16 protein-coding genes and 3 pseudogenes are annotated in these 23351 nt (G+C 41.2%); 11 read left to right on the top strand and 8 right to left on the bottom strand.

Features of this window, described 5'->3' with window-relative positions:
• Positions 1-240 precede the first annotated feature (240 nt).
• From ACRWSG_RS02345 to ACRWSG_RS02325, 5 genes are all read left to right on the top strand, one after another.
• Positions 241-1281, top strand: a complete 1041-nt coding sequence (locus tag ACRWSG_RS02345; protein ID WP_462165515.1) for a Leu/Phe/Val dehydrogenase — start codon at positions 241-243, stop codon at positions 1279-1281.
• A 133-nt stretch (positions 1282-1414) separates the two neighbouring features.
• Positions 1415-2071 carry a CatA-like O-acetyltransferase gene (locus ACRWSG_RS02340; protein ID WP_054551612.1) on the top strand — a complete coding sequence of 219 codons (657 nt, stop codon included), beginning with the start codon at positions 1415-1417 and terminating at the stop codon, positions 2069-2071.
• Positions 2072-2201: 130 nt separating this feature from the next.
• A complete protein-coding gene (locus tag ACRWSG_RS02335; RefSeq protein WP_462165513.1) occupies positions 2202-5108 on the top strand; it encodes a two-component regulator propeller domain-containing protein in 2907 nt (968 codons plus the stop codon).
• 91 nt (positions 5109-5199) lie between these two features.
• The gene (locus tag ACRWSG_RS02330; protein WP_462165512.1) at positions 5200-6024 is read left to right on the top strand and encodes a M90 family metallopeptidase; all 825 of its coding nucleotides are present in this window, start codon (positions 5200-5202) and stop codon (positions 6022-6024) included.
• A gap of 106 nt (positions 6025-6130) precedes the next feature.
• Positions 6131-9316 carry an amidohydrolase family protein gene (locus tag ACRWSG_RS02325; RefSeq protein WP_462165511.1) on the top strand — a complete coding sequence of 1062 codons (3186 nt, stop codon included), beginning with the start codon at positions 6131-6133 and terminating at the stop codon, positions 9314-9316.
• A gap of 43 nt (positions 9317-9359) precedes the next feature.
• On the opposite strand, the gene ACRWSG_RS02320 is transcribed toward ACRWSG_RS02325, so the two are convergent.
• Positions 9360-9902 carry a TetR/AcrR family transcriptional regulator gene (locus tag ACRWSG_RS02320; protein WP_462165510.1) on the bottom strand — a complete coding sequence of 181 codons (543 nt, stop codon included), beginning with the start codon at positions 9900-9902 and terminating at the stop codon, positions 9360-9362.
• A gap of 100 nt (positions 9903-10002) precedes the next feature.
• On the opposite strand from ACRWSG_RS02320, the gene ACRWSG_RS02315 reads away from it, so the two are divergent.
• Positions 10003-10479 carry an HPP family protein gene (locus tag ACRWSG_RS02315; RefSeq protein ID WP_462165509.1) on the top strand — a complete coding sequence of 159 codons (477 nt, stop codon included), beginning with the start codon at positions 10003-10005 and terminating at the stop codon, positions 10477-10479.
• Between the two features lie 30 nt (positions 10480-10509).
• On the opposite strand, the gene ACRWSG_RS02310 is transcribed toward ACRWSG_RS02315, so the two are convergent.
• On the bottom strand, positions 10510-10887 hold the full coding sequence (locus tag ACRWSG_RS02310) for a hypothetical protein (RefSeq protein ID WP_054561783.1): 378 nt from the start codon (positions 10885-10887) through the stop codon (positions 10510-10512).
• A 150-nt stretch (positions 10888-11037) separates the two neighbouring features.
• Between ACRWSG_RS02310 and ACRWSG_RS02305 the strand changes: the two genes are divergently transcribed.
• Positions 11038-11790 carry a Nif3-like dinuclear metal center hexameric protein gene (locus tag ACRWSG_RS02305; RefSeq protein ID WP_462165508.1) on the top strand — a complete coding sequence of 251 codons (753 nt, stop codon included), beginning with the start codon at positions 11038-11040 and terminating at the stop codon, positions 11788-11790.
• 5 nt (positions 11791-11795) lie between these two features.
• On the opposite strand, the gene ACRWSG_RS02300 is transcribed toward ACRWSG_RS02305, so the two are convergent.
• Together ACRWSG_RS02300 and ACRWSG_RS02295 are read right to left on the bottom strand one after the other, a co-directional pair.
• Positions 11796-12524 (bottom strand): YdcF family protein, encoded by a 729-nt coding sequence (locus ACRWSG_RS02300; protein WP_462166880.1) that lies wholly within the window; start codon positions 12522-12524, stop codon positions 11796-11798.
• Between the two features lie 354 nt (positions 12525-12878).
• Positions 12879-13765, bottom strand: a pseudogene (locus ACRWSG_RS02295) (LysR substrate-binding domain-containing protein).
• Positions 13766-14127: 362 nt separating this feature from the next.
• Here ACRWSG_RS02295 and ACRWSG_RS02290 point away from each other — a divergent pair.
• Entirely contained in the window at positions 14128-14772 is a 645-nt protein-coding gene (locus ACRWSG_RS02290; protein WP_462165507.1) for an alpha/beta fold hydrolase, read from the top strand.
• Positions 14773-14774: 2 nt separating this feature from the next.
• Positions 14775-15599: an alpha/beta hydrolase gene (locus tag ACRWSG_RS02285; protein WP_462165506.1), complete on the top strand. Its 825-nt coding sequence runs from the start codon at positions 14775-14777 to the stop codon at positions 15597-15599.
• On the opposite strand, the gene ACRWSG_RS02280 is transcribed toward ACRWSG_RS02285, so the two are convergent.
• The 3 genes and pseudogenes from ACRWSG_RS02280 to ACRWSG_RS02270 form a co-directional block, all read right to left on the bottom strand.
• Entirely contained in the window at positions 15596-16075 is a 480-nt protein-coding gene (locus ACRWSG_RS02280) for a YchJ family protein (RefSeq protein WP_054551601.1), read from the bottom strand. The two genes, ACRWSG_RS02285 and ACRWSG_RS02280, sit on opposite strands and share 4 nt — an antisense overlap.
• A 40-nt stretch (positions 16076-16115) precedes the next feature.
• Entirely contained in the window at positions 16116-16553 is a 438-nt protein-coding gene (locus ACRWSG_RS02275; RefSeq protein WP_054551944.1) for a SulA-like leucine-rich domain-containing protein, read from the bottom strand.
• A gap of 302 nt (positions 16554-16855) precedes the next feature.
• Positions 16856-18782 (bottom strand): annotated as a pseudogene (locus tag ACRWSG_RS02270) (S9 family peptidase).
• Positions 18783-18931: 149 nt separating this feature from the next.
• Between ACRWSG_RS02270 and ACRWSG_RS02265 the strand changes: the two are divergent.
• Together ACRWSG_RS02265 and ACRWSG_RS02260 are read left to right on the top strand one after the other, a co-directional pair.
• Positions 18932-19522, top strand: coding sequence for an ATP-binding cassette domain-containing protein (locus ACRWSG_RS02265; protein WP_462165505.1), 591 nt, complete (start codon positions 18932-18934; stop codon positions 19520-19522).
• A complete protein-coding gene (locus tag ACRWSG_RS02260) occupies positions 19519-20613 on the top strand; it encodes a DUF6136 family protein (RefSeq protein WP_462165504.1) in 1095 nt (364 codons plus the stop codon). The genes ACRWSG_RS02265 and ACRWSG_RS02260 overlap by 4 nt, the downstream gene beginning before the upstream one ends.
• On the opposite strand, the pseudogene fadE reads toward ACRWSG_RS02260, so the two are convergent.
• Positions 20610-23067, bottom strand: a pseudogene (gene fadE / locus ACRWSG_RS02255) (acyl-CoA dehydrogenase FadE). The gene ACRWSG_RS02260 and the pseudogene fadE sit on opposite strands and share 4 nt — an antisense overlap.
• Positions 23068-23351: the final 284 nt, after the last annotated feature.

The following is a 23351-nucleotide window of genomic DNA, read 5'->3' as shown; positions in this document are numbered from 1 at the left end:
ACGTTCACGTAATAAAGTTGGCGATGTTAATATTTTGTTTTGAATTAACAATGCTTAATGCGTACGTTGACTGGTATATTTTTTCCATAAAGTGTTAGTTTTTGAGTTGTTATTTCGGCCTGAGAACTTTGCTTAGTTTTATCATCTCATTTAGTGGTAAGGGAGCATACGAAGTGATAAAGTCTCGGCACTTTCAGCGCTCACACCCTTTAGGGTAAGAAAATTTCGGAGTATTTAACTGTGGCTGTATTTAATAAAGTCGACTTTGATAACCACGAGCAAGTGGTGTTTTGTTCAGATAAAGAATCAGGCCTAAAAGCTATTATCGCGGTTCACAATACCAAGTTAGGTCCAGCGGTTGGTGGTTGCAGAATGTGGGACTACACAACTGATGAAGATGCTGTTACTGATGCACTTCGCTTATCAAAAGGTATGACCTACAAAAATGCTGTGGCACGTTTACCATTTGGTGGCGGTAAGTCAGTGATCATCGGTAATGCTAAAGAAATTAAATCAGAGCAACTTTTCCGTGCATTTGGTCGTCAGTTAGAGCGTTTAAGTGGTAGCTACTATTCAGCTGAAGATGTAAACATCACTTGTGATGATGTGGCTATCATGAATAAAGAAACTAACTATGTATTAGGCCTTGAAGGTAAAAGTGGTAACCCTTCACCGTTCACAGCATATGGTACATTCTTAGGTATTAAAGCGGCGTTACAACATCAACGAGGTCATCAAGATCTTGCTGGTATCAAAGTAGCCGTGCAAGGTTTAGGTGCAGTAGCATATGGCGTTTGTAAACACCTACATGAAGCGGGCGCAACATTATTTGTAACAGATATCAACGAACAAGCTGTTGAGCGTGTTGTAAATGACTTCAATGCAACGGCTGTGGGTATTGATGAAATCTACGACTTAGATGTTGATGTGTATGCACCATGTGCACTTGGCGCAACGGTGAATGACACGACTATCCCGCGTTTAAAAGCAACAATTATTGCAGGTTGTGCGAATAACCAATTAGCAGAGTCTCGTCACGGTGAGATCATCCGCGAAAAAGGTATTTTATACGCACCAGATTACGTCATTAACGCAGGTGGTATCATCAACGTTTATTACGAAACTGCACCAGCAGGTTATAGTGCAGAAGCATCAACGAAGCACGTTGAAGGCATTTTTGATACGCTAACAGAAATCTTTGCTCGCTCTGAAAAAGAGCAAAAGTCGACGCATTTAATTGCCGATGAACTCGCATTAGAAATCATCGAAAACGGCTTATAATTTAGTAAATCGATAAATTTACAGGTAAAAAGGTGCGCAAGTCGCACCTTTTTTGTCTCTGTTATTTATCGCAACAAAATGACGAAGGCTAACTATCTCGGTACACTCGGTTTTTAAATCTCGAGGACGCCTAATGAAAACTCAGCCTTGTGAAATAACCCCAATCAATCTTGATACTTGGCCTCGTAAGCAGCATTTCGCTTTTTTCAAAGAATTTTCTCTGCCATATTTTAATGTATGTGTTTCACTCGATATGGCGGCTCTATATAACAAGTGCAAAGCAGAACCGTATTCGTTCTTTCACAGCTATGTTTACCTAACACTTGAAGCATGTCATGACTATGCACCAATGCGTCAACGTATTATTGATTTGTTGCCCGTACAACTGTCATCTGTAAGAGGCAGTGTGGTAGAGCTTGCAGAAGATGAAACTTTTCGTTTTAGTTATTTTGAAAAACAAGCGTCGATGGAAGATTTTTCAAAACACGCGATTGCTGTGGGTAAAACAAGTAAAGCAAAACCATTTTTCTCTGATGCATTTGCTGCAACAGAAGGGCAGCCTGATCTTATTCATATCTCAGTGCTCCCATGGCTTAATTTTACCGGCTTCTCGCATGCGGTGAGTGAAGGGCATGGTCTAGGTATACCCAAGTTTGTGTTTGGCCAATATGACGTACAAACTGGCAAGATGCCGCTTTCAATCGATGTGCATCATGCTTTGATGGATGGCCTGCATGTAGCAAGATTTGTGAAAATACTGCAAGAAAAAATTACGAATTTTTGTAATTGATTCTTGCTAAATGTTATCGAAGTAAGTAAAAATTGCAACTAATGTAGTATTATCTGAAGTTAGGGATGACTTTACTTCGCATAACTACATCACTGAATAGAACGATAATAAATATCAGGGTTTTAGTTTAATGGTGCGGGTAGTTAGTTGTATTTTCCTTTTTTTATGTTTCAGCGCGGTTGCAGAATCTGCACGCCTCTCTTTAAGTGACTATTTTACAGAGACTTGGAGTACTCGCGCCGGCCTTCCTCACAATAGTATAAATGGTGTAGCGCAAACCAAAGATGGTTACATTTGGATAGCAACTTGGGAAGGGCTTGCCCGTTTTAATGGTCGCGAGTTTAAACTCTTTACTCGAACAGAAATACCTGGCTTACCTGATTCTGGCCTACGTAGCCTTATTGCAATGGAAAATGGCGATTTATATATCGTGGGCGCCCGTGGTGGCATTGCGCTTCGCTCACAAGGAGGGTGGCGCGCATTACCAAGCTCATCAGCCATGGTTAATCATGCACTTGTTACTGAACAAGGTGAGCTTTGGTTGGCACTTGAAGGGCAAGGTATTGTATACCGCGCTTCTGAAACTGCCACTGAGCAAAAACTGCTTGATAAGTTAAGTGCCTACCGCCTTTTACAAGACAAAACAGGCGTGATTTGGGCTGCGACCAGTGATGGTCTTTATCAAATAGAGAATAAGCAAGTTAGTAAGATCAATGAAGACTCAGGGCTTCCAAATGCTTCTGTGTTTACCTTGTTACTAACGGAGTCAGGCACTTTAATTGTCGGCACTGAAAAAGGGGCATGGCAAAAGAAAAATAATAAGTTTGTTGCTATTAATCCCGTCCTTAACAACGAATCAATTGCTAGTTTACTCGAAGATGCACAAGGCGATTTGTGGTTTGGCACCATCAATAAAGGGGTATTTAGACTTAGCAGTTTAGGCCTTGAAAACTTAGCGGCAGATGATGGCTTACCCAACAACCGTATTTTATCCTTATTGCTCGATCGGGAAAAAAGTATTTGGGTTGGCACGAATGCCGGGTTATTCCGCCTGCGCGAAGCACCATTTACGAATTGGAGCCAAAGTCGTGGGCTTGCATCTGATTATGTGCGTACCGTGTTATCGCATTCTGATGGCAGCTTATGGGTGGGCAGTAGTAATGGCTTAAATCGTATTGAAAATGGCAAGCTCACAACCCTTACCCAAGCCTATGAAAAAGACCCACTATCCGTTTTAAGTTTAACTGAAGATAAGCAGGGCGGAGTCTGGCTAGGCACTTATACTGCCGGTTTAATGAAAGTGGTTAATGGGCAAATTTACCCAGTAAAAAACCGCAGTAATGGCCTGATCAGTAACGAAGTTCGCGCTGTGTTGTTTGATGCTTTTGATAATCTATGGGTTGGTACCGCTGCAGGCTTAACCAAGATAGACCCTGCAGGGCAAATTCATTCGTTTACCACGGAGGATGGCCTGGCCGGTGATTTCATAATGGCACTTAATGAGGATGACCATGGTAGATTATGGGTTGGCACGGGCGTCGGTGTGTCCATTTTTGACCCAGTTACAGAGCAGTTTAAAACACTTGAGTTTCCAACGCAGTTCAGCACTGAGTATGCATTCGGCTTTTACTTAGATGGCGATAAAATGTGGCTTGCAACCGATAGAGGTCTCGTTCGTTACAATCTCAGCACAGATAAAATGAGCTTATTTGGTCGAGATCAAGGTTTACCTGTCGATAAGCTGTTCCAAGTCATTGAACAAGGTGACTCACTGTGGCTGACCAGTAACCGCGGTGTTATTCAAGTCAATAAAGCTCAGCTAGTAGCACTGCTAGATAACCCTGAAAAAGTTCAGCCAATGAGCGTTTCGATGCAGCTTTATGATGAAGGCGATGGCATGCTTAGCGCGCAAGCTAATGGTGGTTCAAACCCTGCTGCTGTGCTTCATTCAGATGGACAAGTATGGGTTGCTACTGCAAAAGGCGTTGCTATTGCGACACCAGAACGCTTAAAAGAAGCCAGTAAACGCCGACTATCGACGGTTATTGAAAGCTTCGAAGTCGATGGCAAACCCATGACTTTACCCGTTGGAAGTGAGGTGTTGAGCTTGCCTGCGGGTGTTTCTCGTGTTTCGTTTAATTACGCTGGGCTTAGTTTTATCATGCCCGGGCGTTTAAACTACCAAACGCAATTAAGTGGTTACAATCAACAATGGGTAGACAGGGGGCGCTTGGCCATTACCGAATACACTAATTTACCACCGGGTAACTATACCTTTAAAGTGCGCGCTGGGTATCCAAATAGTGATTGGCAAGATAATGAACAAGTACTGCGGTTTAAAATAGCCCCTTATTTTTGGCAGAAAACCAGCTTTAAATTATTTATCTTAGTTGCAGTGCTTTTTGCTGCTTATGCCATTTATAAATACCGCTTATATCATTACAAGCGCATTGAAATTGAGTTAACTGAAAAAGTTGAACAGCAAATGCATGATTTACAAACGCAAGCCGATGCCTTTGCTCATTTAGCGAATCATGACCAATTAACGCAATTACCGAATAGACGTGCCTTTGATATATGGTTGTCTGAAAACTTTAGTCAGTTCCAACGTGATAATAAAACGCTTAGTATTGCCATTATGGATATTGATCACTTCAAACTCATTAATGACAATTTCTCGCACTTAATTGGTGATAAAGTGATTTGTGAAATTGCTCGTTTACTGCGCATGAACTTCCCTGATGAAGGTTATGCGGCGCGTTGGGGCGGTGAAGAATTTACCCTGTTGTTTCCATACAAAAACGCTGAAGAGGCCGCAAGATTGTGTGAAATTATCCGTTTAGAGATAGCGGGTTACGATTTCTCAGAATTAGCAGATAGCCTTTCTGTAACGGTAAGTTTTGGTGTGACAGATAACGCGCAAGTTGCAGACTACGACCGCTTGCTATCACACGCCGACAACGCTTTATACAATGCGAAGAATAACGGCCGGAACCAAATTTTTATTTATAATCAAGGCTGTATTACGCTCGATTAATCAGCTTTAAAAATAAAAATGTGTGTAAACAATTGATTCTTTTTTTGTTTGCACACATTAAAGTATCAAGATTGTTTTTTAGGCGATAGTAATGCTTAACCTGGTTTTGATACTTTTTTTAATAATTTTTGTTGTGTGTTACTGGCGCTGGGACGATATCCGTAATCACTTTTGGCAGAAAAAATACCTTAATAACTCCCTCAATGTTCAGCAAAAAAATCTGCTGTTAAAATATATGCCTATCTACCGAAAGATGACGGATGCCGACCGCGAAAAGCTGGAGCGTCATATCGTTTGGTTTTTAAATGAAAAACGCTTTATCGGTTGTGATGGCCTTAAGCTTAATGATGCAATGAAGCTGATTGTGGCAGCCGATGCTTGTGTTTTAGTGCTTAATAAACCGTGGCCATTGTATCGTAATGTAAAAGAGATCCTATTATATCCAAGCGCGTATTATGCCCCGCAAACTTCCCGCGATAATGCCGGACTTGTTAGTTATCACAATACGGTGCGTCAAGGTGAATCATGGCCAGGCGGAACACTGGTATTGAGTTGGCATGATGTCCTTGAGGGGAACCGTTTACCAAGCGATGGCCATAATTTAGTGTTTCATGAATTTGCCCATCAGCTCGACCAAGAAACCGGCAAAACTACGGGTACACCACTGCTTTCGAGTAACGAGGATTACCAAAAGTGGGCAAAAGTATTTAGCCGCGCCTTTAATCAACTTAAAACCCATTTAGCTTATGGCATGCCTCATATTATTCATAGCTATGGCGCGACTAATGAGGCAGAGTTTTTTGCTGTTATCACCGAAACCTTTTTAGAAAAACCCGCTGAGCTCAGGCAGTTTGACCCAGAAATTTATCATTTACTGGTTGGCTTTTATCAGTTTGATCCGATTGCGTGGCATTAGTCGACTATTTACGTCTGTTTAACACGAATCACTGGAATCTTGCTATGCTATTTGGTGCAATCTTAAACGTGTGCATATAAGCAAAACAATAAAAAGTGAGATTTCAATGAAGAAAATGCTTCATACAGCGCTCGCTGTATCTGTTTCACTTGCTCTAACTGGGCAAGTGGCGGCAGCTGAGCAATCAAATGACGACAAATGGCAGGTGGACGCACCAAAAGGCCAATTCCTAGACGCTAAAATTAGTGTTGAGCAGGGCACGTGGATGAACGTAGATATTAGCCCTGATGGTAAAACAGTGGTGTTTGACCTACTCGGCGATATTTATACCATGCCAATGTCAGGTGGCACTGCAACGCAATTAACCAGTGATATTGCATGGCAAATGCAACCACGCTTTAGCCCTGATGGTAAGCACATTGCGTTTACTTCAGACCAAGGTGGTGGCGATAACATTTGGGTTATGGATTTAAATGGTGAAAACCAAAAAGCCGTAACGAACGAAACATTTCGTTTGTTAAACAGCCCAGCTTGGAGCCCAGATGGTGACTACTTAGTTGCGCGTAAGCACTTTACTGCAAGCCGCTCTCTAGGTGCTGGTGAAGTATGGCTTTACCACAAAGCGGGTGGTAAAGGTGTGCAACTAACTGCACGTGAGAACGACCAAAAAGACTTAGGCGAACCAATGTTCTCACCGGATGGTCGTTATGTTTATTTCTCGCATGATGCAACGCCGGGTAAAACATTCCATTACTCTAAAGATTCTGTAGCGGGTATTTATAAAATTAAACGCTATGACCGTGAAACTGGCGAGATTGAAACAATTATTGATGGCATGGGTGGGGCTATTCGACCGACACCTTCACCAGATGGTAAAAAGCTTGCGTATATTAAGCGCGATGATTTCCAAACAAGCTTGTACTTATATGATCTTCACACCGGTGAGCATACTAAGCTGTATGGCGAGCTTGAGCGTGATATGCAAGAGACATGGGCAATTCATGGCGTATACCCAACAATTGCTTGGACACCAGATAACGAACAACTGGTCTTTTGGGCGGGTGGTACCATTCATAAGCTAGATGTGGATGATAAGTCTGTCTCGACTATTCCGTTTAAAGTGGAGACCAATAAGCAAATTCAAAAAGCCGTGCGTTTTACACAAAACATCGATAGCGATAATTTTGATGTGAAAATGCTGCGTAATGTACAAATTTCACCGGATGGTGAAACGGCTATATTTGAAGCGCTAGGTCATATTTATAAACGTGATTTAGAGTCTGGCAAAGTGAAGCGCCTGACTAAGCAAGACGACCACTTTGAATTATTCCCGCAGTTCTCTCGTGATGGTAAGAAGATTGTTTATACCACATGGGATGATAACGAACAGGGCTCAGTTCGTGTTGTATCTGCGCGCAGTGGTCGTGGCGATACCATTACTAAGGAGCCGGGTAAATATGTAGAGCCAACTTTCAGCCCTGATGGCAAAACGGTTGTTTACCGTAAAGCATCTGGCGGCAGTATCCTTAACCCAACATGGTCATTAGAGCCAGGTATTTACTCAGTAAGTGCTAAAGGCGGTAAAGCGACGCTAATCAGTAAATCAGGCTATCAGCCGCAATTTGGTGCAGCGAATGACCGTATTTATGTGATGAGCCCTTGGCCGAAACCAACATTAAGTGTTGTTGAGCTTGAATCAAAGCAAGTTCGTAAACTTTACGAATCAGAACATGCTACAGAGTTTAGAGTATCACCAGATGGCCAATACTTAGCGTTTGCAGAGCGTTTTAAAGTATTTGTTACGCCATTTGTTGAGCGTGGCAAAACCATTAATATTGGCCCGAAAGATAGCCAATTCCCAATTGAGCAGCTTTCTGTTCGCGCGGGTGAAAACATCAGTTGGAGTGGCACAAGCGATAAACTTTATTGGAGCTTAGGCCCGGAGTTATATCATGCCAGCCTAGCGGGTTTATTTGATATTAACCAAAATGCAGAGACTGACTTTAAAGTTAAAAACGGCGACAACATCGGTTTTACAAAAACCATGGCCGAGCCTAAATCAATCTTTGCGTTAACTGGTGCGCGTATTATCACCATGAACGGTGAGCAGGTTATTGAAAACGGCGTTATTGTTACTGATGGTAAGCATATTAATGCGGTTGGCAGCAAAGATAGTGTTGCTATTCCCAAAGGCGCAGAAGTAATTGATGTAACTGGCAAGACGATTATGCCGGGTATTGTTGATGCACATGCGCACGGCTCGCAAGGCAGCGATGAGATCATTCCACAGCAAAACTGGAAGAACTTAGCTGGCTTAGCGTTAGGTGTGACAACGATTCACGATCCATCAAACGACACCACAGAGATTTTTGCTGCAAGCGAAATGCAAAAAGCAGGCATGATTGTCGGTCCTCGTATTTTCTCTACAGGTACCATCTTATATGGTGCGAATATGCCAGGTTATACATCGCATATTGACTCGTTAGAAGATGCTAAATTCCATCTTGAGCGTTTAAAGAAAGTAGGTGCGTTTAGTGTTAAATCATATAACCAACCTCGTCGTGAACAGCGCCAGCAAGTTATTGAAGCAGGTCGTGAACTTGAAATGATGGTTGTGCCAGAAGGCGGTTCATTACTGCAGCACAACTTAACTATGGTAGTTGATGGTCATACGGGTATTGAACACTCAATTCCTGTTGCCAATATTTACGATGATATTCGCCAGCTTTGGTCACAAAGCGATGTGGGTTACACGCCGACACTCGGTGTAGCTTACGGTGGTATTTGGGGTGAAAATTATTGGTACGACAAGACGGATGTGTGGAATCACCCACGCTTAAGTAAGTTTGTACCAAAGAATCAGCTTTTGCCTCGCTCAATGCGTCGTGTTAAGGCGCCCGATCATCACTATAACCACTTTAACAATGCCCGTGTTGCTAAAGAGCTGCAAGACTTAGGTGTTTTAGTAAACCTAGGTGCTCACGGTCAACGTGAAGGTTTAGCGGCACATTGGGAGATTTGGATGTTTGCGCAAGGTGGTATGACACCACTTGAAGCAATTCGTGCAGCAACCTTAGATCCTGCTAAATACATTGGCCTTGATACCAACATCGGTTCTCTTGAGCCGGGTAAACTTGCCGATTTAATTGTTATTGACGGTAACCCGCTAACTAACATTCGTGATACAGATAAAATCGATTACACCATGATCAATGGTCGTTTATTTGATGCTGCAACCATGAACGAAGTGGGTGAGAAAAAACGCGAAAAGCTATATTTTGAAAAAATCTAACATAGCAAAAATCTAAACTGAAAGCGGCCATTGTGCCGCTTTTTTATTGCTTTAAATAAGGAAACTGTTTAATTCCTACTAGTTTTGCTTGGCAGATCATGCCCTCTACCAGCGTCATTAAATAGTGGCTGTGTGAGTCGAGCTGCGAGCTTTCCATGTTTTCACACGCTGATAGACGCTGTTTAATTAACTGCTGTACTGCCATTTTATGCTCTTTGCAGGCTTGATTTATCGGGCTTGCAGGATCAGCAAACTCAGCGGCAGTGTTAATAAATAAACAGCCATTAAAATCACCTAACTCAGTCACTTCAGAGTTAAACCAAGCTTCATGGCAGCTGATCAAAGCGACTTTAAACTCTTCAACAGTGGTTAGCTTGCTGGTGGCTTGCGTTAACCAATTTAAAAATCGGGTATGGCGCTCACTAAGGCACGCGAGTAACAATTCATCTTTACTTGTGAAATGGTGGTACATGGTTTTTTTGGCGACACCCGCCGCACTAATAATTTCGTTTATCCCCACACTATGAATGCCTTTTTGATAAAAAAGTGACAGGGTGGTCAAAATAATATGTGTTCGTTTATCCATAACATGGCCTCATTGGGTGACTAATGACAGCTTGACAGAAGTAGACCGACTTGTCTACTATTTGCCAGGTAGACAAGTCGGTCTACCTATTGGAGGTTTTATGGAGAATAAAGTAAGCAAGGCGGCCATTGCGGGTATATTTGCTTGTATGGCAATTTTTGTGTTGGCCTATTTACAGCAATTAGGAAGTTTTGGTGTGTGGTTGATGGCCCCATTTGGAGCAACTGCGGTGTTGGTATTTGGTGTGCCACATAGTCCGCTTGCGAAAGCGAAGAATGTTATCGGTGGGCACTTTTTAACTGCACTAATCGGTGTCGTATTTGTAAATTATGTCGGAGTAGGGCCTGTTGAAATTGCTATAGCCACAGGGTTGGCAATTAGCCTAATGATGTTGACGGACACAGTACATCCTGCTGCAGGCGCAAACCCAATTTTGATAATGCAATCTATGCAAAGCTGGGACTTTTTAGTGATGCCTGTATTGATTGGCACCGTATTTATTGTGTTGTTTGGCCATAGTAGCCAATGGGTTATAACTAGCCAAATGAACAGCCATAAAAAAACCGCTAACGAGTAGCGGTTTTTAAAATTGCTAAGTGTAATTTGATTACACAACACCACGCGGTAAACGACAGTCGTGGTCTTTTTCAGCTAGGTTAACAATCCAAAGCTCTTCAGCTTTGTAACCGTCATCGTTTGCTGTAACAACAGTGAACGATGCTTTCTTAGCTGTTTTAGCCGGTGCAGCGGTTTTAGTTTTGGTTTTTTTCGCTGGTGCTTTAGGTGCTTCTTCTGCTTTAGGCTCAGCTGTTTTACCAGAAGTGAGCTCTTCAGTCAGTGCTGCAACATCAGCAAGGCGCATATTTTTGCCACCGTCGATGCTATACCAACCAGGTTTTGTTGTGATTTCAGGTTTCTTACCATTCGCTGCTTCGTATGCTGCTTCGAAGGCATTTAACACTTCTGTTTTGTCTAGTTTGCTCATCAGAGACCCTATACGTTGTAAACACAGATTAAGAATATATATTTATACCTATTTTCAGCTTACTTTTCAATTTTTTGCGATTTTCCTTCCATTTTTCACTCATAAACGCCAAAATTTGCACAAAATAGAGGGTTGAAGGACGATTTTTATATGCAACGCAAACAATTTACTCAATTATTAAACGACATTCTTAAACCTGATTCTATCGCTGACTTTTGCCCAAATGGCTTACAAGTTGAAGGTGCGAGCGACGTAAAAAAGATAGTGACGGGTGTCACAGCTAGCCAAGCATTGATTGATGCCGCTATTGCAGAAAATGCAGATACTATTTTGGTACATCACGGCTATTTCTGGAAAGGGGAATCGCAGCCAATCACGGGCATGAAAAAGCGCCGTATTGCAGCGCTTTTAAATAATGATATTAACTTATATGGCTATCATTTACCGCTAGATATACACCCTGAAATTGGTAATAACGCGCAACTGGCTAAGTTACTCGATATTGAGTTCACAGGTGGGCTTGAATCTGGTCCAAATAGTGTGCCGGTAAAAGGGCGTTTAAAAACCCCTTTAAGTGGTGAAGAGTTTACCGCCAAAATAACCCAAGTACTTAACCGTGCACCATTAGCTAGTTTGGTAAGAAAAGAGAAAATCGAAACCATCGCTTGGTGCACCGGTGGCGGACAAGGGTATATTGATTTAGCAGCTACTCAAGGGATTGATGCTTATCTTACAGGTGAAGCCTCTGAGCAAACGATTCATAGTTCACGCGAGCAAGGTATCGACTTTTTTGCAGCAGGTCACCATGCTACTGAGCGTTATGGCATTAAAGCCTTAGGCGAGCTTTTAGCTGAGCAGCATGGTTTTGATGTGACGTTTATCGATATCGACAATCCAGTCTGATTGTTCTACAGCGCCTCTGGATCAATCCAGCGGCGCACACTCACCCAAGCACTGCCAATTTTCTCATGCGCGACTCTGGTCACTGCAACAAGTACTGCAATGTTAGGTATAAACTGCTTATACGTTGGATACTGACTAAAATCTTGAAAGTCGGTTGCCGCTGGTATCACATCAATGCCTTGTGCATTAAATAAGTCTTTCGCACGTGGCATGTGGCTCGCTGAGGTGACAAGAGCTGTCTCTTTATCGACTAAATAAATGGCAAGTCGTTTCGCTTCTTCTGCGGTATCCATAGCGAGAGGGTTTTGTTTAATTCTCGTTACAGAAATACCCAACGCTTTTGCTGTTTCAAACATGAGCTGACTATTGGTGGTATTAGCAAAACCGCCTCCTGATACATAGAGGGTGGCATTTGGGTAGTGATGGGCAAGCTTAACACCTTCAAGTAATCGAGCAAGCGCACAATCGCCTAGCTGGTGGTTTGCTTGAAGACGCGAGTTGGGCATTATTGAGCAACCAAGTACCACAATATTATCGAGTTTAGGGTGTTTTGCTTGGTTAAATTGCCATGCAGGGTTATTGCTTGCAGCTATCAGTGACTGACCAATAAATGGCGTGCTTATCAGCATTAAAGTTAAAATGCTAGCAAAGCCAAAATAGAGTGCTTTGCGTTTGTGTGTAACGGCTAAAAATACCATCACTAAAGTAAGCAGCCCAAGCAACGGCAGGGGCATTAATAATGAGCCAATGATTCTTTTTAATTTCAAACATGTATACCCAAGCCTCCTCAAGGTACAGAATTCAGCGTTTCACAGGTGCCTTAATATCAAGGCGTTACTTTGCAAAAATGGCAGCCCCTTTTAAGAAGTAACAACGATGAGAGTAAGCACCTGTGAAGCGCCCAAAGGGTTGGTTTAAAAGCGAATTATACTGCGTTATTGATTTTAACCATAGAACCACTATTGTTTGCAATCAATGCCTTGCCTAAATCGCTTTTAATTCCAACTGAAACTCGCACCTTGAGGTGGTTTGGGTATTAACATTATTATTAGTAATAGATGCTGCTATGTTAGTTATTTTGCCTTGTTTTAGCGACCGTTATTTTGCTTACACGTATTTAAAAAGTGGCGATAAACTGGGTTATCTTTCATATTCTTTTTCATCGCTAAATACATAGGGCGAGTAAGTTTAGTGCTCCTAACGGAATAGACTTAATGAGTCCCTGGCTTTCATAAGGAGTGACTAGCCAGTCTGGTAATGCTGCAACCCCCATACCTGCACTCACTAATTGAAATATCAATAAGCCTTGGTCAACCGTTTTAAGCGTGCCATCAAAGCGTGCATTTTGAATAAAATGTTTAAAGATGTCTTGGCGCTCACGGGGAATAGGGTACGAAATAATTGTTTCGTTTTTTAAATCAAGGGCGGTGACATAGGCTTTTTTTGCTAGCTCATGATCCGGTGCAACGATTAGTTTTAATTTAAAATCAAACAGGTGAGCATACTCAAGTTGATCGGGTTCACGAATATCAGAAGTCAGCACTAGATCTAATTCATCATTAATTAAATCTGGAATGGCGTCGTAACTAAAGCCGCGCTCGTAATCAATTTTAATATCAGGCCAAAAATTATTAAATTCTTTGATGGTTGGGAGCAACCAATGAAAGCAGGCATGACACTCAACGCTTAAACGTAAATTTGAGATTGGCTGGTTAAGGCTTTCTTTTAACCGACATTTTGTTGCCTCAACACGAGGTAATACTTCATTAGCAAGCTCCAGAAGTAGCATACCTTGCGGAGTAAAACGCACAGGCTGTGTTTTACGTTCGAACAGCTGGCAATCTAACTTATTCTCGAGATCTTTAATTTGATGCGATAAAGCCGATTGAGTTAAAAACAACTCACGGGCGGTATTGACCAAAGAGCCTGTTTCTTTAAGGGTCGCTATGGTTTTTAGGTGCTTTATATCAATCATCTTTAAAAAATCTCATGGAAAATGTGAGTCTAACTCAGATTACGAACATACTACGCCTTAGAATTTGTTTTTTCAACGTCTAGACGTCTAAAATATGTGGTTATTTTAACTGCTTTTTTACAATACGCCTTTCGATAAATTATTGACAGCGTTGTCATGTTGTTTTTTGTAGTTTAACTATGAAATTCCATGAATTTACCTCAAGTTGAAACTAGCCGTTTAAATCGTGATACAGCTTGCGATTAGTAATTTGATATTTAATTAAAATTACTGAGAGTAGGGTTTAGTTGTTTGTTAAGATGTTATTTTTTAAGGTGTTATTATCTTCTATTAGGTGTAACGTGATTTTTAAAGGAATGCTTGTGATACGTACCGTACTTTTACTCTGTGCATGCTGGGTTTTGCCTGTTTGCGCTGGCACTATTTACAGCCAGTTTCCAACAGAGATTGACCCGCATGGTCACTATGTTTTTTATTCACATGGTTTTATCGTCGAAGGGACAAACCCTAAGCCTGTTCACAAAACCTTTGGTGTTTATGACTTTATTGCAGTAAAAGAAGCACTGACAGATGAGAGCTATCATTTAATTGCCTATCACAGGCCAAAAGGTACTGAGCCATTTACGTTTGCGAAAAAACTCGCTGCAGATGTTGAAGCATTGATCAGTGCCGGTGTTGCTGAGTCGAACATTAGTTTGGTTGGTTTTTCACGTGGCGGGGCATTATCGATACTCGCAGTCAATGAACTTAAACGTACACATATCAACTTAATTATATTGGCAGGTTGTGCAGCGTTTATAAAAAATCACACATCAGTTAAGGCTTATGGCAAGGTGTATTCTATCTTTGAGCGCTCAGATCAGGTTGGCTCTTGCCAATTTTTAATTGATAGAAGTGACGTAACCAAGTTCGAAGAAATAAGCATTAATACAGGGCTCTCCCATGGCGCATTTTATAAACCAAAAGATGAGTGGCTGTTACCAATTAAGAAGTGGCTAAAGGATTAACTATGCCTTATTTACTGTTAGTTATTGTGATCAGTGTTTTGAGTGTGAGCTCTGTAAGCAATGCTGAGCCGTTTACTTTGCCACGTACTAATACTGTGTTACTTAAAGATAAACATACCAAAAACGAATACCCGATTACGATTAAATTGCCACGCAGCTACCAAAAGCAGAACCAGAAGCGCTACCCAGTTGTTTACCTATTAGATGCAAACTACAGTTTGCCAATTGCCTCTGGTGCTAGTCGCTTTATGATGAATTCGGGGGCTATAGAGGAGGTAATTATCGTTGCAGTTGGGTATCAAAAAGGTGTATCTGGGCTCAATAGCCGTATTTATGACTATACGCCATTTGAAGATAAAAATTGGCAGCGTAAAACAGGCGGAGCAAGTCAGTATCTAAATTACCTAAAACATACTGTATTGCCTCATATTGAGGCTCACTACAGAACAACCCAAAAAAGTACGTTAGTCGGTAACTCACTTGGCGGTTTATTTGCGGCTTATACCTTATTCACTGAGCCTTCGCTTTTTTCAAATTATATTATCGGCAGTCCTTCAGTGTGGTTTAAAGAAAACTCAATATTAGCTATGGCTGTAAAACCAGCTGCCAACACAACAAAAGTTTACATCGCAGTGGGTGAACTTGAAGAAAGCGAAGGTGAAAAAATGGTGTCGGGCGCAAGGCAATTAGCAGCTAAAATTAATAAACAAAGCGGCGCGCTGGTTATAACAAATTTATTTGTTATTCCTCAGGCACGCCATGCAACCGCATTCCCAACAACGATTACCCAAGCCTTAGACTGGATTTACCAGGTTAATGGTAACTAAAGAGCGTGACACTTTTTATATTTTTTGCCGCTACCACAAGGGCACTCGTCGTTACGGCCTATTTTAATATCTGCAACTGGCGTTATATCACCGTCTAGGTAACGCCATAGGCCATCTTCTTTAATAAAACGCGACTTCTCGTGTAACTCACAATACAAGTTTTGATAAAAGTAATTAGCTTTAAATTCTACAAAACCTTCTTGCTCGTTATGTTCAGTATCTAAAACACTTAGCTTGGTAAAACGGCAGCTATTAGCAAAATCTTTAATTTCGCGAACAGGGTTAGCGGCTTGCTGGCTTTGTGCATAGGTACTAAATACATATTTTGCATCTTTTAGTGCGTAAGCACTAAAACGAGAACGCATAAGTTGCTCTGGCGTATCAGCTTGGCTTGCACCTGTATGAAAAGGCTGGCAGCAAAGCTCGTAAGTCGATTCGCTGCCACAAGGACAAAGGGAGTGTGTGAGTGATGTCATAACAACTTACCTAAAACTATAAATTGTTATTTTAACAAGCCTATTGTGGCTGCGGTACTAAATTGTTTAATTGAGCGCTTTTTGTAAAACAATAAAATTTAGCAGATGCCTGCTCAAGGTTTAAGTTCATCGAATCAAGTTGATGATTGTTTACAATATCTGTCCATGTGATCACAGCAGCAAAATTACCGTTATGTAATGCTGAACTAAGAACATACTCAAGATTAACTAAATGTTTTTGTCTGATCACAAGAAGTTTGCTGGTATCAATCGAACACGAATCTAGTAAGGCTTTACTAGGAACATGATCAGGAGCAATTAGCAGTGTCCATGCATTTTGGCTATTGTAATGATGCAATACTTTTAATAGCTCAAAGGTTGCTGAAATTTCGTCTTCAATTTGAATTAAATTAACAGACGCTTTGTCGTTATCTTGTTGATAGCTTTTAACTGTTCTTAAGGTAATTGGCTGTAACATAACTTTCACTCACTGGTTGTTTATACAGTATGTGTATACAGTAGTTTATACAGTGTTTTTGCGCAAGTACTTTTTTGCTATTTTTTAACCAATGATTCAGTTTTATTTTAATAAAAACAATTTAATTGTTATTTAACAATGGTTTATAGTTTTGGTTTGAAGGTGGAAAAAGGTGAAAAATTTATCATTAAAGATATACAGTATTTTATACAGTACTGTGTAAACTGCTAAATTTTGATTCTATACAGGTGTTTTGCATAAAAAAGCCGGCATAATACCGGCTCTTTAGCTTTGCAATTTTGCTATTTATCTAAGTAGGTATTTAAAAACTCAAGGTATGCATTTGAGGCTTTTATGCGGTTTTCTTTTTTAGTAAAACCATGGCCTTCATCATCAAATAATACATATTCGACAGGCACACCATTTGCCTTTACAGCGGCAACAAGTTCATCGCTTTCAACTTGTAAAACGCGTGGGTCGTTAGCACCTTGGATCACCATTAATGGCTTGGTGATGTTTTTAGCATGAAATAGTGGCGAAATGGCACGGTGACGTTCACCGTCTGTCGCGGGGTCGCCCATTTCATCATACAGTGCCTTTTTAAAGCTTTCCCACCATGGTGGAATCGAGTTTAAGGTTCTAACCCAGTTTGTTACACCAAATATATTAATGCCTACTTTGAACTCTTCAGGTTCAAAGGCAAGTGCGGCGGCGGTCATAAAGCCACCATAGCTGCCCCCCATGATGCCAATTTTATCAGCATCAACCCAATCTAGGCTTTGCAGGTGTTTTTTACCGTAAACAATATCTTGTAAATCGTCAGTGCCATGCTTTTTATCATCTAAATGGAAGAAGGTTTTACCATAGCCTGAGCTGCCACGGTTATTAACTGCAAAAATGGCATAACCATGATTGACTAAATGCTGCTGCATTGCACTATAGCCTGTACGACTTTGGTCGCCAGGACCGCCGTGCACCCAAACTAAAGCTGGTACTTTGTTGTTGCTGTTAGCTTGCTTAGGCTTATATAAAACCCCGGGGATTTCTAAACCATCAAAGCTTTTAAAGCGCACAATTGTGCTTTCAACCAAGTCATTTTGATTAATTGCATCACTTAATGTGTTGGTTAACTGTTTAGCTTTTGATTCTCCGAGTTGCCAAACAAATAGGTTACTTGGTGAGGTATCTGAATTTAAATAAAACGCCATGGTCTTTTCATCAGCTGAAAAGTTCACACCACGTAAGTTACCAGCTGGCAGCGATGGCATGGCAATACCTTTACCTGTGGTGGTATCAATTATCGACACTTTAGTGCTTGCGTCAGCATTAACACCGCTTACTTGATAACGACCAGATTTAGAGAAGTAGATAAAACTCACATCCCACTCATCTTTGAGGGCAGGGCTGTGCTCGCCGGTCGTTAAGTCATAGCGCCACACCTCTGCAAACTCACCTTTGGCGTCGGTTGAGTAATATAATGATTTACTGTCTCTGGAGAAGGTTTCTGGGCCATATTTAGCGTCGTCGTCATGACGGGTAATGAGCTCTGGTTTCAGTGTTTTTTTACGCGTATCGAGAATAAATACATCGCTGTCTTTGTTCGAATTGTTTTTCGATAAAGCAATAAAGCGGCCGTCAGGGCTGATCGCACCGACATCTAGCCCCATGGTATTTTGATAAACAGGCGTTACTTCATAGCTATTAGCATCAACACGATATAGGTCCATAAACTTAGCATCACGCTGATTGCTGGTTATAAAAAAGTGTTTACCGTCTTCTGTGAAGCCTGCAAATCCTGCACGGGTTTCTTCACCTGGCGTAAGATCTTTAACTGTGCCGTCTGTTTCGCGAACATAGATGTGATAACGCTCGTTACCGCCAGAGTCTTTAGTAAATAGTACGCGCTCATCTTTAGGGAAATAAGCCACAGCATACGTACTGTCTTCAAAGTCTGTTAAGCGAGTTTTTTTGGCGGTTTTTATATCTACTTCGTATAGGCTATAAATACCGCTTTCGTCACTGCTAACGAGTATTTTTGTCGCCTTTTGGTGAAAAGCTGCTGCCCATGATTGAGGTTGTATCAAAAAAGGTTTCAGCGTCATACTGTTTAACAGTTTGGCTTTGTTGCACGCTTTCGGTGCTGCTAGTTGATGGGGTTGATTGTGAACATCCTGCAAGCGCCAGGCTAAGTGCGCATGCAACAGCTGCTAGTTGAAAACTCGGTTTCATTGTAATTATTCCTTGTTAATTTTTCGTTATCAAGTGTTGCCTGTTCATAATCTAAACGCAAGTTTTACCCGTTCGATATTTGTTACAAATCATGTAAATAAATAGGGACATGAGTGTGCTACTATTTTTTCATTATTAAAGGAATAAACATGATTGAAATTAACAACCTCAATAAGCGCTTTGCTTCAGCCCACGTTTTTGAAAACTATAATAAGCAATTTCAAGGTAAACGAGTTTGTTTACAGGCAGCCAATGGCAGAGGAAAAACAACATTACTGATGATGCTAGCTGGCCTTGAAAAGCCACAATCAGGGCAGGTTTTATATAATAATGAAGCATTAAAATCGCCGCAAAACATTGTTTCAATTGCTAGCGACCGTATTGCTCTGCCGGATTTTTTAACCGCGCGACAAGTTATTGAACTTAGTTGCAAGGCGTTAAAGAAAGACTTGCCAGAACAACTCATTACTGGATTTAACTTTACAGAGCACCTTAAAACTCGTTTTAGTGCTTTGTCGAGTGGAAACCAAAAGAAGTGTCAGCTTATCACTGCTTTTTTAAAGCAAGCTCCATTTTTGCTATTAGATGAACCGAGTGCTGCACTTGATCAAACAAGTATAAAATTTTTGCTGACCTTACTTGATGACTACCTTGATGATAAACCTAATGGGCAAATTATCATTACAAGCCACGAACCAGAAGTGTTTATACAGCACGGTTTTGAGTGCACATCACTATGATAAATTCCTTTGCAAGTTACTTCTCATTCCTTTCTTTTCGATACTTAGCATATACGACCACCCTCAAGAGCATGCTGTCTCAATTAAAGAGTTTTAGCTTGTTGTTTGCACTGGTACTGGGCCCAGCTTTTCTTGGTATGGTTTTATTGTTGTTTCTAGGACTTGGTAAAATAGTCGATAGCCATGCAGCACCTGGTTACGGTGCAAAATTAGCAGTAATTTATCTTTTACTTGAATCAGTAATGTTATGGGTCATGGCACCAGCCATTAAAAATGAGCAAAATAGGGCATTTCAGCGAAGTCTATATAAATCCTCTTGGCGAGTATGTGTTGACTGCAAGCTACTACTTTTAAGTAATGCTTGGCTTATTGCCAGTTTACTAATAGCAGTCGACCTATCGTTAAAGCAATGGCTACAAGTGCCTCATTTTATACTGTTTATGCTGTTGCAGTGGCTATGTGGAGTATTTGTTCTTTATAGGCCACGTGCACTTTTTTATAGTTTATTACTCAGTTCTATCTTGATATTACTGCCTGCTAGTTTAACTTCACTGCAATACTATCTAAGTTTTATTGCAATTTTCGGCTGTTCGATTTTACTCCCACCTGTAAGAATAAGTCATAAGTTAAAAGTACACTCGCTTGCGTTGTTTTGGCTTAGTTACTTTATACAGCATAGCTGGAGCTTAATATGGCGTGGTTCACTCTTGCTAGCATGCTTGCTCGCGTTATTACAGCTAATTGCAGTGCGTAATGACTTTAGCGACTTGGTACTGGCTTTGGCTTTTTCAGTATGCGTGTTGCTAACGAGCTCGCTGCAGTTCGATTGCTTGGCTGTTTTTAAAAAATATCGGCTGTTCTTTCAAAGCAATAACCAAGATAAGCCGTTTTATATAAGCCAGTTTTTACCGAGCTTTATATTTTTTTCTGTGGCTTTCATTGTCGTTATAAGCATGCTTGGCACTAACTTGATTTACATCCCTATTGGGGCAGTGTGGTGTGTATTGCAGCAATATTTAGCGCAAAAAAAACCAGCGCAATTTGCGCTGGTTTGGTTTTTCATAACAATTGGAATTGTTTTGCTAGCTTAAGCGGCGTCTGCTTTTTTATCGCTCTCGCCGCGGGCAACATTACCTGCAACTAAGTCTGCAGGGTCAAAGTCGTCAACGTTAATAACGTCAAGACGGGCTTTTTCAACAGCAGCTAGTTTGTCGGCTTCAGCTTGGCTTAAAATGCCTGCTTCTAGGCCCATTTGCGCTACTTTATCAAGCTGGAAGAAAGGCAGTTTTACGCCTTTTTCACGGCATACCTTGTCAAACAGAGGCTCAACTTCAAGGATGTCTTTAAGCGTTTGCTCTTGACGACCAACAAGGTTAAGTGGCTCGTTTTTAAGATAAATGTAGTTAGCTAAACGGTTACGAGTTTCGCTTGGTACTTGTAATAAGTGAGCAAGTTTGTGCTCAAGCTTATCAGTAGGCTTACGTACTGGACGACCGAATGGGAATAACATGATTTTTAGCATCGCACGTAGTGGTGCAGATGGCATGTTATTGATTAAGTCAGCGAGTGCACGTTGGCAGTGGTAAAGGTGATCTTGGCAGCTCCATTGAACAAGCGCAAAATCTTCTTTTTTACGGCCTTCGTCGTTGTAACGTTTAAGTGTTGCAGATACAAGGTATAAGTAGCTTAGTAAGTCACCTAAACGTGCAGAGATACGCTCTTTACGTTTTAATGAACCACCAAATACTGCCATGCTGATATCTGACATTAATGCTAATGATGCACTGAAACGTGACGCAACACGATAAAACTCAGCTGTTTCGTCTTTGTATGGTGTACTTGTGAAGCGAGCATTTGTTAATGCTAACCACTTAGTACGAACAAGGTTCGAAATAGTAAAGCCAACGTGACCCATTAACGCTTTATCGAATACTGCAAGCGCTTCTTCGCGGTCTTCAATTGCACAAGCACCTAGCTCAGTTAACACAAATGGATGACAACGAATTGCACCTTGACCATAAATGATCATGTTACGCGTTAAGATATTTGCACCTTCAACGGTAATTGCAATTGGCGCACCTTGGTAACCGCGACCTAAGTAGTTGTTTGGACCAAGCATGATGCCTTTACCACCATGAACATCCATGCCGTGAATCGTTGCTTCACGCATTTGCTCAGTTAAGTGGTATTTGATAATCGCAGATACAACCGATGGTTTTTCACCAAGGTCAACAGCCCCTGTAGACATGCTCACTGCAGCATCAGAGCTATATGCGTAACCTGCAAGTTTTGCCATTGATTCTTCAACACCTTCCATTTGACCAATTGGTAAACGGAATTGACGGCGAATACGGCTGTAAGAGCCTGTTGCAAGCGCAATTGTTTTAATGCCACCTGTTGAGTTAGACGGCAATGTAATTGCACGACCAACAGATAAACATTCAACAAGCATACGCCAGCCTTGACCAGCCATTTTCGGGCCACCAATGATGTAATCAAGTGGTACGAAGATGTCTTTACCGCGAGTAGGACCATTTTGGAATGGTACGTTTAGCGGGAAGTGACGACGACCAATTTCGACCCCTGGAGTATCTGTAGGGATCAGCGCACAGGTAATACCTGGCTCTTTATCATCACCTAGTAAACCGTCTGGATCTTGTAGTTTAAATGCAAGACCAAGTACAGTCGCAACAGGAGCAAGAGTAATGTAACGCTTGTTCCACGTTAGGCTAATACCAACAACTTCTTCGCCGTTCCATTGACCTTTACAAACAACACCGTAATCTGGAATTGCACTTGCGTCAGAACCGGCTTCTGGTGATGTTAAAGCAAAACATGGGATCTCTTGACCACTTGCTAAGCGTGGTAAGTAATGATTCTTTTTGCTCTTTAGTACCATAGTGCTGAAGTAATTCGCCTGGACCTAATGAGTTAGGTACACCTACGATAGAAGAAAGTAGCGTCGATTTACTGGTTAGCTTTTGCAGTACACATGATTGTGCATAAGCAGAAAACTCTAAACCGCCAAATTCTTTTTTGATGATCATGGCAAAGAATTTATTATCTTTTAGATATTGCCAAACATCTTGCGGTAAATCAGTTAGTTCGTGAGTTGCGTGCCAGTCATCTAGCATGCTACACACTTCTTCAACTGGACCATCAATAAACGCTTGTTCTTCGATAGTCAGTTTAGGTGCTGGGTATTGGTGCAATTTGTTCCAGTCAGGACGACCACAAAAAAGATCCGCTTCCCACCACGTCGTACCGGCATCGATTGCTGATTTTTCAGTATCCGACATCGTCGGGGTTACTTTTTTGAAAGCAGCGAAGATAGGTTTGATGATGTATTGTTGACGAACGCCAGTCACAGAAAGTGGCACAGCGATAAGTAAGAATAGTAGCCAACTAATTGCGCCAAACGCGCCAGCAAATGTGCCAACAAGTAAAGTCGCAACGGCAATACCTAAGCAGGTATTCCAGCTTGCTCTGTGGTAACTCGCAATACTAAGCAGTACGAGTAAACCAAGTAAAAATATGAGAGTCATTGATTATTCCTTAATAGAGGTCAGACCACCTCTTTTAGAGTAGCGCTAGAAAAGCGAATTATCAAGAGGGGAACAAGGATTAAAACGGCTTGTTTGGTGAGTTTTATTATTTTAAAAATGGCTATCAGTGCAAAAACATTTACAGCAGATGAGGAATTGTTGAGTAATTACTTATAATCAGCGCCGTTATACTTACGATTAGTTGTGAATTGCTCAGATAGTTCTGAAAATCTCAGCATAGCAGTTGCCATCCTTAGCGGTATGTTTAACAATGAGCGCAGGCA

Source organism: Pseudoalteromonas sp. GB43 (genome assembly GCF_054923805.1).
The sequence above is the reverse complement of the archived record's forward strand: the minus strand, read 5'-3'. Positions and strand labels throughout refer to the sequence as shown.

What these genes read in the sequence shown, in the direction of transcription:
- ACRWSG_RS02340 (WP_054551612.1), top strand. Translation starts at nt 1,415, where the DNA reads ATGAAAACTCAGCCTTGTGAAATAACCCCAATCAATCTTGATACTTGG.
- ACRWSG_RS02335 (WP_462165513.1), top strand. Translation starts at nt 2,202, where the DNA reads ATGGTGCGGGTAGTTAGTTGTATTTTCCTTTTTTTATGTTTCAGCGCG.
- ACRWSG_RS02330 (WP_462165512.1), top strand. Translation starts at nt 5,200, where the DNA reads ATGCTTAACCTGGTTTTGATACTTTTTTTAATAATTTTTGTTGTGTGT.
- ACRWSG_RS02325 (WP_462165511.1), top strand. Translation starts at nt 6,131, where the DNA reads ATGAAGAAAATGCTTCATACAGCGCTCGCTGTATCTGTTTCACTTGCT.
- ACRWSG_RS02320 (WP_462165510.1), bottom strand. Translation starts at nt 9,902, where the DNA reads ATGGATAAACGAACACATATTATTTTGACCACCCTGTCACTTTTTTAT.
- ACRWSG_RS02315 (WP_462165509.1), top strand. Translation starts at nt 10,003, where the DNA reads ATGGAGAATAAAGTAAGCAAGGCGGCCATTGCGGGTATATTTGCTTGT.
- ACRWSG_RS02310 (WP_054561783.1), bottom strand. Translation starts at nt 10,887, where the DNA reads ATGAGCAAACTAGACAAAACAGAAGTGTTAAATGCCTTCGAAGCAGCA.
- ACRWSG_RS02305 (WP_462165508.1), top strand. Translation starts at nt 11,038, where the DNA reads ATGCAACGCAAACAATTTACTCAATTATTAAACGACATTCTTAAACCT.
- ACRWSG_RS02300 (WP_462166880.1), bottom strand. Translation starts at nt 12,524, where the DNA reads ATGCCCCTGCCGTTGCTTGGGCTGCTTACTTTAGTGATGGTATTTTTA.
- ACRWSG_RS02285 (WP_462165506.1), top strand. Translation starts at nt 14,775, where the DNA reads ATGCCTTATTTACTGTTAGTTATTGTGATCAGTGTTTTGAGTGTGAGC.
- ACRWSG_RS02280 (WP_054551601.1), bottom strand. Translation starts at nt 16,075, where the DNA reads ATGACATCACTCACACACTCCCTTTGTCCTTGTGGCAGCGAATCGACT.
- ACRWSG_RS02275 (WP_054551944.1), bottom strand. Translation starts at nt 16,553, where the DNA reads ATGTTACAGCCAATTACCTTAAGAACAGTTAAAAGCTATCAACAAGAT.
- ACRWSG_RS02265 (WP_462165505.1), top strand. Translation starts at nt 18,932, where the DNA reads ATGATTGAAATTAACAACCTCAATAAGCGCTTTGCTTCAGCCCACGTT.
- ACRWSG_RS02260 (WP_462165504.1), top strand. Translation starts at nt 19,519, where the DNA reads ATGATAAATTCCTTTGCAAGTTACTTCTCATTCCTTTCTTTTCGATAC.